This is a genomic window from Thiobacillus sp. SCUT-2 (assembly GCF_035621355.1).
Taxonomy (GTDB): Bacteria; Pseudomonadota; Gammaproteobacteria; order Burkholderiales; family Thiobacillaceae; genus Thiobacillus; species Thiobacillus sedimenti.
Map to the genome: position 1 here is coordinate 1,066,221 of NZ_CP141769.1, position 12,789 is coordinate 1,079,009.

Genomic DNA, 12,789 nt, shown 5'->3' on the forward strand with positions numbered 1-12,789 from the left:
GCGGATCAGGGAGTGGGCGGCGGCAGGGCCGGTTGATCGGATTCTTCCAGGCGGTAGAGCCAGGCGAGCAGCTCGGCGACCGCGACGTAGAGCTGGGGCGGAATATGGCTGTCGAGGTCGATCTGCATCAGCAGCGCCAGCAGCTCGCGCGACTCGTGGACGTACACGCCCGACGCGCGCGCGCGCTCGATGATGCTGTCGGCCAGGATGCCGCGCCCCTTGGCGACCACGCGCGGCGCGGCATCGCCGGCGCGGTAGGCGAGTGCGGCTGCGGCGCGCTGCTTGTCAGGCGCCGGCATCGCGTTGCACCGTGAGGCTCTGCACGCTGCAGCCCGCGCCGGCGAGCTGGCTGGCGAGGCGCGCCTGGTTCTGCTGCAGCAGCGGTGCGACCTCGGGCTGCTCCGGCACCATCCGGATGCTGAAGGCCTGGTTCGCATCGAGCCGGATGTGGACGGTCAGTGCGCCCAGCCTGGGCAGCGTCAGGCGGAGCTGGGATTCCCAGCCCGTGCCGCCGGCGTCGGCTGGCGCTGCCGGGTTGCGCGCGTGCCCGTCTTCGGGTTCCTGGCGGATCTGCCACTCCAGCGGCTGGCCCGGCCACACTTCACCGCGCCAGACGAACTGCGGCGACTCCAGCACCTGCAATTGCTGCGCCAGCAGCGCATGCAGCGGGGTGAGCGCTTTCGCCGCGGCGCCTTCGCCGGCCGCGCCCGTCGCGCCGGCCAGGGAGGCCGCGGCGGCCTCGGCCGTCCTGGCAGCGACGGGGGCGGCCTCGTGCGGCGCGGCGGAGGGCAGGGCGGCGCCGGCCTGGCGGGCGGCATCGGCCACGGCCAGGCGGTTCTGCGGTTCCTGCATCAGGCCCTCCAGGCTGTCCTGGCCGACCGCCCAGTCCGCCAGATGCGACTCGTAGAAGAGGCCGCTGCGGACCAGTGCGGTACGCAGCGCAAGGGCAAGCTCGGCGGGATGCACGACGGGCTGCCCGAGCAGCGGGCCGGGCGGGGTGACGGTCGGCGGCGTCGGGCGGGCCGGCAGGCGCTGCACCAGGTCGCTCAGCAGGCGGGCGGCCTGGCTCAGCTGCGGCGCTTCGCCGGTGCTGCCCTCCGGGTTTTCGAGCAGGAAGACCGGCTGCGGCGCATGGCCGGCGAAGCGCAGGCGCAGGGTATCGCCGGCCGCCGGTGGCTGCGGCAGCCGCATCGCGACGGTCTGACCCTCGATGTCGACCAGCGTGATGCCCTTGGAGACGCCCTTCACCAGTCCGGTGAGCGCCTGTCCGACAGGCAGGTTGTCGAAGGCCGGATGCGGCGCGGCCTGGTCGCGCTCGATCGCGTCCAGCACGGGCTGGATGGCGACGATGCGCGACAGGGCCAGGGCCGGATACATGGCCGGCGGCGTCAGACCCGTTGCGCGCCGTAGGCCTCGGCGCTGCGGCGGGCGGTGCGCATCATGCCGAGGCGCTCCTCCAGTTCGTGCAGGCGCGGCTCGGTCAGCGCGCGGATCTGGGCGTCGTTCTGCAGGATGGTGCGGATGATCGCGACCTTGGCACGCTGCTCGGGTTCGCTCAGGCGCACCGGCGTGGCCTGCATCAGGCTGCCCACGAATCCCTTGCAGCGCTGCTCGAGCGCGGCCAGATGGTCCCATTCGCCCTGGCGCGCGGCCATCAGCATGCTGCCGCTCAGTTCGGAGAGCGTTTCATAGGTGGCGAGCATTTCGTTGCTGGTCATGAGGATCTCCGGTGTCAGGCGGCGATGGAATGGAAGGACGACTCGGGTGCGCCGCGGGGCGCGCCGATCTGTTGCCAGGCGTCGCGCAGCTCGCGCAGCAGGCCGAGGACTTCCTCGAGCGGCGCGGTCTGGTTGTTGAGGTGGGCGAGCGCCAGCCGCTTCAGCATGTAGTCGTAGAGCGCATCGAGCTGCTCGGCGATTTCGCCCCCCTGCTTGCGGTCCAGCGCAGCGCGCAGGCCTTCGAGGATGATCGCGCTGGCCTTGCTGATGGCGGCCGACTTCTTCGCGAGGTCGCCCTGCTCGATGTGCTGGATTGCCAGGCGCACGGAAAGCTCGGCGCCTTCGTAGAGCATGACGATGAGCCGGTGCGGGCTGGCGGAGGCCACGCCGGTTTCCAGGCCGACGTTGGCGTAGGCATGCGCGGCGGATTTCGATGGTGTGTACACGTCTGTCCCCTGGTGTCGAATTTATTTTCCGGAACCGAGTTGCGCGGTCAGATAGGCGCTGGTGCTGTTCATGCTGCTCAGCATCAGGTTGAGGTTGGTGTATTCGGCGGTGTATTTCTTCTGCAGCGCGTCGAGGCGGCTCTGCAGCCGGTCGATCGCCGTGTTCTGGTCGTCGATGTGCTTCTTGAGGCTCTGGGTGCGCGCGTCGATCAGGCCGCCGGGATCGAGCGCAGCCTGGGCCCAGGTCTTGAAGCGCGTCGCGAAGCCGGTCGACGACGACAGCAGGTTGGTCACGTCGCTGAAGTTGGCGGAAAGGGCGCTGTTGAGCATGCCGCTGTCGACCTTCAGAGAGCCGTCCGACTGCAGCGCGATGCCGACCTGCGCCAGCGCCGTCAGGGTGCCGCCCGTCGCCGGGGTGTTGAAGATGCCGCGCAGCTGGTCCTGCATCAGGCGCAGGGTGCCGTCGCCCGCGAGGGTGCCGCCCTTCTGGCCGTTGCTGGCGTAGGCGGAGCGCGACTTGATCTGGCTCGCCAGCGCGTTGTAGGCGTCGGCGAAGCTCGAGGCCGCGCTGTTGATGCCCGCGGTATCGCGGTCGATCGCGAGGCTGATCGGGCTGGCCGTGGTGTTCTTGAGCGTCATCGTCACGCCCTGGATGGCGCCGCTGACGGTGTTGGTGGCGCTCGTCACCGCGATGCCGTTGACCGTGAGGCTGGCGTTCTGCGCCGCCTGGGTCTGCGTCAGGTTCTGCGTGCCGGCCGGATCGTAGGCCAGCAGGCCGTCGATCGCGGCGTCGCCGCCGCTGGTGGTGATTTTCAGGCTGTTGGCGACGCCGGAATTCTTCGACGTCAGCACCAGGTGGTAGGGCGTGCCGCTGCCGTCGTTGACGATGGTCGCGGTGACGCCCAGGCCGGCATTGTTGATCGCGTCGCGAATGCCGGCCAGCGTATTGTTGGTGCCGTCGATCGTGATGCTCTGGGTGCCGCTGCCGTTCGACGTGAACGCGGCGCCGCTGTACACGCCGTTGGTCAGCGTGCCGCCACTGATCGTGCCGAAATCGAAGGTGATCGTCGTCGCGGTGCCGGTGCCGATCGCCACGGTCGTGCTGGCCTGTCCGGCCGTGAGCAGGTTCTGCGACTGCGCCAGCTTGGTGACATTCACCGAGTAGGTGCCGGGCACGGCGGTGCTGTCTGCGGTCGCGGACAGCACGCCCGTATCCGACGGCGTGGCGGCCAGCTTCTGCAGGCTGGCGCTGAGGTTGCTCGATGCCGTCTGGAAACCCGATACCAGGCTGCTGAGCGTGCCGAAGGACGAAATCTTCGATTGCGTGTCGGTGACGTCGGTATTGAGCTTGTCGAGGGGTTGGCGCTCGACCGCCATCAGCTGCGAGACGAGGGTGGGCACGTCGATTGCGGTGGTCGTCGAAGCCGATACGCTTGCCATGGTCGATCTCCGGTCTCAGGCCTTGTGCTTCAGCAGGAGGCCTTGCTGGAACTGCTCGATGCCGCGCGAAATCGCCAGGGTTTCCTCGGACGGAAACTGGCGGAGGACTTCGCCGGTGCTGGTGTCGACCATCTTCACCACCGTTCGGTGGGTGTCGTCGTCGACGGTGAACTCCAGGCTGCGGTTGGATGCCTGCAGCGCCCTGTTGATCGTGGCCACGGCGGCCTTCACTTCTTCCGCGGAAGGCGGCCGCGGCGCGCTGGCAGCAGGCGTGTCGGCAACAGGCCTGACCGGCTGGGGCGCACCAACGCGCGCGTCCGGCTGCATGGCCGGACCGATTGCGGGGTGGGTCGTCTGGATGATCATGGTGATCTCCTTCGCGCTGAATCCCCGGCCGGGGCGGCCGGCCGGGGCGTTCTCACTCGACTAGCGATCAGCGCAGCAGCGTCAGCACGCTCTGCGGGTTCTGGTTGGCCTGCGCCAGCACCGCCATGCCGGCCTGCTGCAGGATGTTGTTCTTGGCCTGGGCGGCGGTCTCGGCCGCGTAGTCGGTGTCCATGACGCGGCTGAAGGAGGCCGAGTAGTTCACCGAGGCGGTCTGCAGCGTCGCCACGGCCGACGACAGGCCGGCCATGTCGGCACCGAACTTGGCGCGGGCGTTGTTGATCGCGGTCAGTTCGGTATCGAATGCGCTCAGGTTGGCGAAGGTCGCGGCGGCCGTGAACGTCGTCCCTGCACCGCCGGCCGTCTTGCCGTTCTCGTCGACGGTGACGGCGGTATCAGCCGTCACCAGGCCGGAGATACGGGTGTTTTCAGCGATCAGCGCCTTCGCCTCGTCGTTGGTGACCGCTTTGGTCTGGATGAAGATCTCGCGCAGTCGCTGGGTGTTTTCGGTGATCTGGGCCAGGTAGCCGTCGTTGGTCTGGGCGGCGGAGATGCCGTCGTTGGCGTTGCGGATGTACATGTTCGCGCCGCGGACCTTGGCGTCGAAGTTCGTGGCGATGCCGAGGCCGGTGGCGTCGTCCTTCGCGCTGTTGATGCGCAGGCCGGAGGACAGGCGCTGCTGGGCGGTCTGCAGGGCCGCGTTGGAGCGGTTCAGGGCCGAACCGGCGAACAGGGCGGCGACGTTGGTGTTGATTACTTGTGCCATGGTATTTCTCCTTTAATGTGGGTCGATGGTTCCGGCGTTCATGCCCCACCGGGGTACTCTGCCGTCAACGTTGGTCTGTGCGAACCGCCGTTGTGTGAGGAATCGTCGGGGGTCGGAGAAAGTTAAGGCTCTATTTCGAAAAATCTGCATCGTCGTCAATCCGCTGCGTCGGCAGGCGCATCCGGGGCGAGGCAGACCCGGTTCTTGCCGCTGCGCTTGGCTTCGTACATGGCGCCGTCGGCCCGCGTGATCAGCGCCTCCTGCGCCTCGCCGGGCGCGCGCTCGGCGACGCCGGCGCTGAAGGTGATCAGCACGCGCTCGTTGTTGTCGAGGAAATACTTCTTGGTCAGGCTGCGCTGCAGGCGGGTGATGATGCGGGCCGCCTCGTCGCGCCCGGTGTTCGGCAGGATGACGAGGAATTCCTCGCCGCCGAGCCGGGCGATGTGGTCGGTGATGCGCAGCTCCTCCTGGGCCACCTTGACGAGGTGGACCAGGGCGTCGTCGCCGGCCTGGTGGCCGCGCTTGTCGTTGAGCGCCTTGAAATTGTCGACGTCGAGCACGGCGATGGAAAACGGCGTGTCGTAGCGGTCGGCACGCGCGGCCTCGCGGACGAATTCGTCGTCGAGCCCGCGCCGGTTGAGGCTGCCGGTCAGCGGGTCCTCGCGGATGAGGGCGCTCATCCTGGCCAGCTGGTCTTCCAGGTCCTTGATGCGCGCCTCGGCCTGCAGCGCGGTGTCGCGTTCCTGCACCAGGTTCTCGTGGGCGCGGCGGCTGTCGGCCTGCGCGGCGCGGGTTTCCTCCAGCAGCGCTTCGAGGATGCGGTTGAGCTCGATGACGTCCTCGGTCCTGCTGATGCGGTCGATATGGGTGGCGATCCGGCCCTGGTATTCGTCGTTGGCGGCGACGGCGTCGCGCATGCGGCTGACGAAGGTCGTCATGGTCGCCTTCAGGGTTGCGGTCGCCTCGCGCAGCCCGTGCTTGACCAGGCTCTGCTTGTAGATCACTTCCTTGAGGCGCTTTTCCGCTTCCTGCAGCGAGCGGATCTTGAGCGGGCCGGCCATGACCTCCTGCACCATGTCGAGCTGGCCGCGCAGCCAGGCGTCGTCGTCGAGCATTTCGCCGATGTTTTCCACCAGCAGCAGCAGGATGCGCTTGAGCGTGTCCTGCTGGTCGCGCGCTTCGGAGCTCTGCAGTTCGATGTCGACCCACAGCGACTTGAGGCCCGAGGCGGCATCCCGCAGGGTCGTGCTGCTGTTGGCGTCGCGCACGGCGACGGCGAGCTGCTGCCCGCGTTCGGCCAGGCGCGGGATGTGCGACAGCTGCGCCACCACGCCGAATTCCAGGGTCTTGACGAGGAGTTCGCGCAGCAGCGTCAGGTTGTCGGCCTGCGGCCGCAGCTCGCCGCCGTCGCCCTGCTTGAGCTGGAGCACGACCTGGCCGAGCTGCTTGCGGCACTGCGCCCAGTCGCTCTTGCGGACGGCCTGGTTGAGGAGCTCGACCGGGCCGGCCAGATCCGGATGGTGCAGGCTGAGGTCGCGCGTCAGGCCGGCCAGCACGCCGGCTGCGCCGGACGACGGGTTGGCTTCGGGCGTGCCGGCGACGGGGCCGCCGACGATTTCCTCGTACAGCGTCTGGTAGTTGTCCGGGGTCGGGGCGATCCGGCGCAGGGCGAGGCGGCGCAGGGTTTCGCGCGCGACTTCGGTCGGGTTGCCTGGGTTGATCTTGTCGCTGGGTTCGGCCATCTCGGCACTCGGGCCCGGGGAAAGCGTTGACGATGCCGTGGATGGTAGGGCGGGCCGCGTCGGGTCGATGGCCGGATTAGGGCGGGAAAAGCCCGGCATTTCTCAGGGGGCTGCCGGGCGGCCGCTTGCGGCCGGGTCAGTCGAGCAATTCGTGCTTGATGGCGTAGTGCGTCAGCTCCGCGTTGTTCTTCATCTGCATCTTCTGCAGCAGCCGGGTACGGTACATGCTGATCGTCTTGACCGACAGGGCGAGCTTGTCGGCGATGCCGCTGACGGTCATGCCGGATGCGATCATGCAGAGGGTCTGGTATTCCCGGTTCGACAGCGCCTCGTGGGGCAGGGTGGCGCGCTCGCCGCTGACCTGGCTGGCGAGTTCCTGGGCGACCTCCGCGCTGATGTATTTCTTGCCCGACGCGACCTGGCGGATGGCCTCGACCAGCTGGGCGGGCGCACTCTGCTTGTTCAGGTAGCCGGCGGCGCCGGTCTTCAGCGCGCGGACGGCATACTGCGTCTCGCGGTGCATCGACAGCATCAGCACCTTGATGCCGGGATGCTCCTTCCTGAGCAGTTCCAGCGTCTCCAGGCCGCTGCGGTCCGGCATGGTGATGTCCATCAGGACCAGGTCCCAGGGTTCGCGGCGGGCCATCTGCAGCGCACGGCTGGAACTGTCGGCCTCGCCGGCGACCTCGATGTCGTCGACCTCGGCCAGGATCTGCTTCAGGCCCTCGCGGACGATGGCGTGGTCGTCGACGATCAGGATGCGGTACGGTCTTGCTGCTGCCACGGAAGTTCTCTGCGTATTTTGTCGGAATTATGCCGTCATTTTGCAGCGTCGGGCACCGGCGGCGGGAGCGGGATGCGCAGCCTGACCTCGGTGCCCTGGCGCCGGCCCGGCCGCACCTCGAGCTCGCCGCCGAGGGCGGTGGCGCGCTCGCGCATGCCGAGCAGCCCGAAGCTCGGCCGGGTGGCGTCGCCGGCCGCCGCCCGGATGCCGCGGCCGTCGTCGGCCAGGGTGACGGCCAGATGGCCGGCCTCGCGCTCGAGCCTGAGCTTCACCTGGGTGGCGGCGGCGTGCTTGGCGACATTGGTGAGCGCCTCCTGCACGATGCGGAAGACCGCGATGGCCGCGTCCGGGTCGAGCGAAACGGGCTCGTCCGGCGCCTTGAAGCGGTAGCTGATGTCGGTATTGCGGGAAAACCGCTCCAGCTGCCACTTGAGGGCGGGCACGATCCCAAGGTCCAGCGCGGCCGGCCGCAGGTTCGACGCGATGCGGTGGGCGGCGTCGAAGGTCTGGTCGACGATCTGGTTCAGGTATTCGGTGCGCTGGATCAGGCGGGGCGCGTCCGGCGGCAGGTTCTGCTTGAGCCAGGCAAGCACGATCTTGATCGCGGTCAGGTTGCCGCCGAGGTCGTCGTGAACCTCGCGGGCGAGCTTGAGGCGTTCCTGCTCCTTGACCTTTTCGACGTGGGAGGCGAGTGCGCCGAGCTGCTCCCGGGACTGCCGGATCTCGGCTTCCGCCTGCTTGCTGTGGGTGATGTTGAGCATGATGCCGTCCCAGATCAGGGTGCCGCCCTGCCTGCGCTGGCTCACCCGCACCGACACCCATTTCACGTCGGCCCAGGCCTTCATCCGGATGCGCCCCTCCCAGTTGAAGCTCAGGTGGCCGCCGCCGGCCTCCGCGAGCCGGGCGAGGTAGCCGGCACGATCCTCCTCCACGATCAGCTTGAAGAAGCGCTCGGGCTTGGCGCACAGCGTGCCCGGCGGGAGGTCGAGCAGCTGCTCGGACTGTTCGCTGACGTAGCGCAGCACCGGCGCCGCGTCGTGTTCGCGCCGGATCTGGAAGGCCATGCCGGGGATGTGGGCGACGATGGCGCGCAGGTCGGACTCCGAATGGGCCAGCGCCTGCCGCGTCGCCTCGCGCTGGCTGACGTCGTTGGCGATGCAGATGAACACCGGGCGGCCGCCGTCGCTCGCGTAGAGCAGGCGCGCCTCGACGGGGTAGGGGCGGCCCTCGCGGCGCAGGAAATGCACGTTGAGGGCGGTGCGGCGCCGCTTGCCGTTCTTAAGCAGGGCGAGCAGGGTCTTGAAGGCGCGCCCGTCCTGCGGCGTCATCAGGTCGAGCGGGGTCAGCTTCTGCAGGGCCTTCAGGCGATGCTGCAGGTTGTGGGTGGCGGCGGGGTTCGCCTGGACGATGCGCAGGCTCTCGGCGTCGAATACCAGCACCTCGGTCGTGGTTTCCTGCAGGATCGTATACAGCAGCGCGCCTTCGCCGGCGGCGTTCAGTGATGCCATGTTCCTCCTGGTCTCGGCCGCGGAACGGCCGGTGCGCCGTTCTTCTTCGATGCGCCATTATCGGGGCAAATGCGCGGCGTCTTGAAACCCGGCCGATTCCCCCACATCTACTAAGGTGAAAGAAGAGGAATTGCCTGATGAATGCCGTTCGCCCCGCCGCCGTTGCCGGACTGTTCTATCCGGACGATCCTGTCGCGCTGAAATCGACCGTCGACGACCTGCTCGCGCAGGCCCGTGCGGTCGCGCCGGTGCGCCGGCCCAAGGCCCTGATCGTGCCGCATGCCGGCTACCTCTATTCCGGGCCGGTCGCCGCCAGCGCCTACGGGCTGCTGGCGGGGCTGCGCGGCCGGATCCGGCGCGTGGTGCTGCTCGGGCCCACCCATCGCGTGTTCGTGCGTGGACTGGCCTTGCCCGAGGCGGAGCGCTTCGCGACGCCCCTCGGCGAAGTGGCGCTCGACGATGAAGGCATGCGGCGGCTCGCCGACCTGCCGCATGTCGTGCGCAGCGCGGCGGCGCACGCGCAGGAGCATTCGCTCGAGGTCCAGCTGCCGTTCCTGCAGGCGGTATTGGGCGAATTCCGGCTGCTGCCGCTGGCGGTGGGCGAGGCCACCGCCGCCGAGGTGGCGGCGGTGCTCGAAGCCGTCTGGGGCGGCGAGGAGACGCTGATCGTGATCAGCTCGGATCTGTCGCACTTCCTGCCCGACGCGGTCGCGCGCCAGGTCGACGGCGGCACGGTCGACGCGATCCTGGCGCTCGATTCGCATCTGAACCATGAGCAGGCCTGCGGCGCGACGCCGATCAACGGCCTGATGCTGGCGGCGAAGCGCCATGGGCTGCATCCGGTGGCGCTCGACGTGCGCAATTCCAGCGACACCGCGGGCGACCCGGGACGGGTGGTCGGCTATGCCGCCTTTGCGTTCACCCCTGTGGCGGGCGACGACCAGCCCGCTGAGGAAGAAAAGGGTACCGCGCTGCTGCGGCTGGCGCGCGGCGAGATCGCCTCGCAGCTGGGCGAGGCGGCCGACCCGCCCGCGCGGGCCGGCTGGATGACGCCGCCGGGCGCGAGTTTCGTGACACTGACCCGCCAGGGCGAGCTGCGCGGCTGCATCGGCACCCTGGAGGCGCACCGACCGCTGTGGCTCGACGTGCGGGAGAACGCGCTGGCGGCGGCGTTCCGCGACCCGCGCTTTCCGCCGCTGACGCGCGGCGAACTGCACGACACGCGCGTCGAGGTGTCGCTGCTGTCGCCGACGCAGCCGATCGAGGTCAGGAGCGAGGCCGAGGCACTGGCGGCGCTGCACCCGCACGTCGACGGCGTGGTGTTCGAGTACGGCCACCATCGCAGCACCTTCCTGCCCCAGGTGTGGGAGCAGCTGCCGGAACCGCGCGAATTCCTCGCCTACCTGAAGCGCAAGGCCGGGCTGCCGCAGGATTTCTGGGCCGAAGAGGTGCGCCTGTCGCGCTACACGGTCGACAAATGGAAGGAGGCAGCCGCATGAGCATCCCCGAGTCGCATCACCCCGCACGCTGGTGGCGCGTGCTGCCGGACGGACGCATCGAGTGCGACCTCTGTCCCCGCTACTGCAAGCTGCACGAAGGCCAGCGCGGGCTGTGCTTCGTGCGCAAGATGGAAGGCGGCAGGATGGTGCTGACCACCTACGGCCGCTCGTCCGGCTTCTGCGTCGACCCGATCGAGAAGAAGCCGCTCAACCATTTCTACCCGGGCAGCTCGGTGTTTTCCTTCGGCACCGCCGGCTGCAACCTGGCCTGCAAGTTCTGCCAGAACTGGGACATCTCGAAGTCGCGCGAGACCGACACCATGGTCGACCGCGCCATGCCTGACGAGATCGCCGAAGCGGCCGAGCGGGCCGGCTGCAAGAGCGTCGCCTTCACCTACAACGACCCGGTGATCTTTGCCGAGTACGCGATGGACGTCGCCGACGCCTGCCATGCGCGCGGCCTCAAGACCGTCGCCGTCACCGCCGGCTACATGACGGAGGAGCCGCGGCGCGCGTTCTACGCCAAGATGGACGCCGCCAACGTCGACCTGAAGGGCTTCACCGACGATTTCTACGTCAAGCTGACCGGCGGCCATCTGCAGCCGGTGCTCGACACGCTGACCTACCTGAAGCGCGAGACCGACGTCTGGTTCGAGATCACGACGCTGCTGATCCCGGGGCACAACGACTCCGACGCCGAGCTCGCGGCGATGAGCGCATGGATCTTCAGGGAACTCGGCCCCGACGTGCCGCTGCATTTCTCCGCCTTCCACCCCGACTGGAAGATGCTCGACGTGCCGCCGACGCCGGCGTCGACGCTGACGCGGGCGCGCGAGATCGCGCTGAAGGCGGGGCTGCACTACGTCTACACGGGCAACGTGCACGACCCGGCGGGCGGCACGACGTCGTGCCCGAGCTGCCACGAGGCGCTGATCGTGCGCGACTGGTACCGCATCGACCATTACAGCGTGACGCCCGACGGCCATTGCCCGCACTGCGGCACCGCCATCGCCGGCCGCTTCGGCGCGTTCAGCCATCCCTTCGGCAACCGCCGCATCCCGATTTCGATGCACCGCGAGGACCGGCCATGAGCACATCCATGCTGGTCCACATCGCGGCCGGCCGGGCCACCGTCGAAGGCATGCTCGACATTCCCGACGGCGCGGTCGGGCTGGTGCTGTTCGCCCACGGCAGCGGCTCCTCGCGCCATTCGCCGCGCAACAACTACGTCGCCGGCGTGCTGCGGGCGGCAGGCGTCGGCACGCTGCTGATGGACCTGCTGACGCCGGAAGAGGACCGCGACTATTCGCGCCGCTTCGATATCGGCCTGCTGACGCAGCGCCTGCTCGATGCGGCGCGCTGGGTCGAGGCGCAGGAGGCGACGCGCGCGCTGCCGCTCGGCTTCTTCGGCGCCAGCACGGGCGCGGCCGCCGCGCTCGAGGCCGCGGCCGCGCTCGGCGACACGGCGCGCGCGGTGGTGTCGCGCGGCGGCCGCCCCGATCTCGCCAGCGAACTGGCGCTGCAGAAGGTGGGCGCGCCCACCCTGCTGCTGGTGGGCGGCTACGACGATGGCGTGATCGATCTCAACCAGCTGGCGTACGACCAGCTGCGCTGCCGCAAGGAGATGGTGATCGTGCCCGGCGCGACCCACCTGTTCGAGGAGCCGGGCACGCTCGAAGCCGTCGCGACGCGGGCGGCGGGCTGGTTCGCGGAGTACCTGCCGCGGCGGCCGGGCTAGGCGCTGGCCCGCCAGCGGCGGCCATGGCATGATCGCCCGCATGCCGGACGCCTCCCCCAACGCCGTCTTCGTCGCCCGTGGGCTCACCAAGGTCTACCGCATGGGCGAGGTCGAGGTCCCGGCCCTGCGCGGCATCGACCTCACGCTCGAGCGTGGCGAACTGGTCGTGCTGCTGGGCCCCTCCGGCAGCGGCAAGTCGACGCTGCTGAACATCCTGGGCGGGCTCGACGCGCCGAGCGGCGGCGAGGTCTACTACCTCGACCACAAGCTGACCGGCGCCTCCGAAACCGAGCTGACGCGCTTCCGCCGCGAGCACGTCGGCTTCGTGTTCCAGTTCTACAACCTGATCCCCAGCCTGACGGCGCGCGAGAACGTCGCCGCGGTGACCGAGATCGCCGAGGCGCCGATGCGCCCGGAGGAGGCGCTGCGGCGGGTGGGCCTGGGCGAGCGCCTCGATCATTTTCCGGCCCAGCTGTCGGGCGGCGAGCAGCAGCGCGTCGCGATCGCACGCGCCATCGCGAAGAACCCGGCCGTGCTGCTGTGCGACGAGCCGACCGGCGCGCTCGACTCGGCCACGGGCGTGGTGGTGCTCGAGGCGCTCGAGAAGGTGAACCGCGAGCTCGGCACGCTGACCGTGCTGATCACCCACAACGTCGGCATCGCCGACATGGCCGACCGCGTGATCCGGCTGTCGGACGGCCGCATCGCCGAGATCCACCGCAATGCCGCGAAGAAACCGGCGCGCGAGTTGAGCTGGTAGCGCC

The 12,789-nt window shown here is 69.2% G+C and carries 14 protein-coding genes; 4 read left to right on the plus strand and 10 right to left on the minus strand.

Features of this window, described 5'->3' with window-relative positions:
* Positions 1–5 precede the first annotated feature (5 nt).
* The 10 genes from VA613_RS05195 to VA613_RS05240 form a co-directional block, all read right to left on the minus strand.
* Positions 6–299: an EscU/YscU/HrcU family type III secretion system export apparatus switch protein gene (locus tag VA613_RS05195; protein WP_324780795.1), complete on the minus strand. Its 294-nt coding sequence runs from the start codon at positions 297–299 to the stop codon at positions 6–8.
* Positions 286–1,377: a flagellar hook-length control protein FliK gene (gene fliK, locus VA613_RS05200; RefSeq protein WP_324780796.1), complete on the minus strand. Its 1,092-nt coding sequence runs from the start codon at positions 1,375–1,377 to the stop codon at positions 286–288. The genes VA613_RS05195 and fliK overlap by 14 nt, the downstream gene beginning before the upstream one ends.
* A gap of 11 nt (positions 1,378–1,388) precedes the next feature.
* Positions 1,389–1,718 (minus strand): flagellar protein FliT, encoded by a 330-nt coding sequence (locus VA613_RS05205; RefSeq protein WP_324780797.1) that lies wholly within the window; start codon positions 1,716–1,718, stop codon positions 1,389–1,391.
* Between the two features lie 14 nt (positions 1,719–1,732).
* Complete coding sequence (fliS, locus tag VA613_RS05210; protein ID WP_324780798.1) at positions 1,733–2,164, minus strand: flagellar export chaperone FliS; 432 nt, start codon at positions 2,162–2,164, stop codon at positions 1,733–1,735.
* Between the two features lie 21 nt (positions 2,165–2,185).
* Entirely contained in the window at positions 2,186–3,604 is a 1,419-nt protein-coding gene (fliD, locus tag VA613_RS05215) for a flagellar filament capping protein FliD (RefSeq protein WP_324780799.1), read from the minus strand.
* A 15-nt stretch (positions 3,605–3,619) separates the two neighbouring features.
* The gene (locus tag VA613_RS05220; protein ID WP_324780800.1) at positions 3,620–3,970 is read right to left on the minus strand and encodes a flagellar protein FlaG; all 351 of its coding nucleotides are present in this window, start codon (positions 3,968–3,970) and stop codon (positions 3,620–3,622) included.
* Between the two features lie 67 nt (positions 3,971–4,037).
* A complete protein-coding gene (locus VA613_RS05225; RefSeq protein ID WP_324780801.1) occupies positions 4,038–4,754 on the minus strand; it encodes a flagellin N-terminal helical domain-containing protein in 717 nt (238 codons plus the stop codon).
* Between the two features lie 155 nt (positions 4,755–4,909).
* Complete coding sequence (locus VA613_RS05230; protein ID WP_324780802.1) at positions 4,910–6,496, minus strand: GGDEF domain-containing protein; 1,587 nt, start codon at positions 6,494–6,496, stop codon at positions 4,910–4,912.
* Positions 6,497–6,632: 136 nt separating this feature from the next.
* Positions 6,633–7,280, minus strand: coding sequence for a response regulator transcription factor (locus VA613_RS05235; RefSeq protein WP_324780803.1), 648 nt, complete (start codon positions 7,278–7,280; stop codon positions 6,633–6,635).
* A 35-nt stretch (positions 7,281–7,315) separates the two neighbouring features.
* Positions 7,316–8,788 carry a PAS domain-containing sensor histidine kinase gene (locus tag VA613_RS05240; RefSeq protein WP_324780804.1) on the minus strand — a complete coding sequence of 491 codons (1,473 nt, stop codon included), beginning with the start codon at positions 8,786–8,788 and terminating at the stop codon, positions 7,316–7,318.
* Positions 8,789–8,925: 137 nt separating this feature from the next.
* Between VA613_RS05240 and amrB the strand changes: the two genes are divergently transcribed.
* The 4 genes from amrB to VA613_RS05260 are packed head-to-tail and all read left to right on the plus strand — an operon-like array spanning position 8,926 to position 12,785.
* Positions 8,926–10,287 carry an AmmeMemoRadiSam system protein B gene (gene amrB / locus VA613_RS05245; protein WP_324780805.1) on the plus strand — a complete coding sequence of 454 codons (1,362 nt, stop codon included), beginning with the start codon at positions 8,926–8,928 and terminating at the stop codon, positions 10,285–10,287.
* On the plus strand, positions 10,284–11,378 hold the full coding sequence (gene amrS / locus VA613_RS05250; protein WP_324780806.1) for an AmmeMemoRadiSam system radical SAM enzyme: 1,095 nt from the start codon (positions 10,284–10,286) through the stop codon (positions 11,376–11,378). The genes amrB and amrS overlap by 4 nt, the downstream gene beginning before the upstream one ends.
* A complete protein-coding gene (locus VA613_RS05255; RefSeq protein ID WP_324780807.1) occupies positions 11,375–12,025 on the plus strand; it encodes a dienelactone hydrolase family protein in 651 nt (216 codons plus the stop codon). Before amrS ends, VA613_RS05255 begins: the two co-directional genes overlap by 4 nt.
* Before the next feature lie 28 nt (positions 12,026–12,053).
* Entirely contained in the window at positions 12,054–12,785 is a 732-nt protein-coding gene (locus VA613_RS05260) for an ABC transporter ATP-binding protein (protein ID WP_324780808.1), read from the plus strand.
* The last annotated feature ends 4 nt before the right edge of the window (positions 12,786–12,789 follow it).

Bases quoted from the DNA above. Each gene is read 5' to 3' on its own strand.
- VA613_RS05240 (WP_324780804.1), bottom strand. From the start codon at position 8,788: ATGGCATCACTGAACGCCGCCGGCGAAGGCGCGCTGCTGTATACGATC.
- fliD (WP_324780799.1), bottom strand. From the start codon at position 3,604: ATGGCAAGCGTATCGGCTTCGACGACCACCGCAATCGACGTGCCCACC.
- VA613_RS05260 (WP_324780808.1), top strand. From the start codon at position 12,054: ATGATCGCCCGCATGCCGGACGCCTCCCCCAACGCCGTCTTCGTCGCC.
- VA613_RS05205 (WP_324780797.1), bottom strand. From the start codon at position 1,718: ATGACCAGCAACGAAATGCTCGCCACCTATGAAACGCTCTCCGAACTG.
- VA613_RS05225 (WP_324780801.1), bottom strand. From the start codon at position 4,754: ATGGCACAAGTAATCAACACCAACGTCGCCGCCCTGTTCGCCGGTTCG.
- VA613_RS05195 (WP_324780795.1), bottom strand. From the start codon at position 299: ATGCCGGCGCCTGACAAGCAGCGCGCCGCAGCCGCACTCGCCTACCGC.
- amrS (WP_324780806.1), top strand. From the start codon at position 10,284: ATGAGCATCCCCGAGTCGCATCACCCCGCACGCTGGTGGCGCGTGCTG.
- VA613_RS05220 (WP_324780800.1), bottom strand. From the start codon at position 3,970: ATGATCATCCAGACGACCCACCCCGCAATCGGTCCGGCCATGCAGCCG.
- amrB (WP_324780805.1), top strand. From the start codon at position 8,926: ATGAATGCCGTTCGCCCCGCCGCCGTTGCCGGACTGTTCTATCCGGAC.
- VA613_RS05255 (WP_324780807.1), top strand. From the start codon at position 11,375: ATGAGCACATCCATGCTGGTCCACATCGCGGCCGGCCGGGCCACCGTC.
- VA613_RS05230 (WP_324780802.1), bottom strand. From the start codon at position 6,496: ATGGCCGAACCCAGCGACAAGATCAACCCAGGCAACCCGACCGAAGTC.
- fliK (WP_324780796.1), bottom strand. From the start codon at position 1,377: ATGTATCCGGCCCTGGCCCTGTCGCGCATCGTCGCCATCCAGCCCGTG.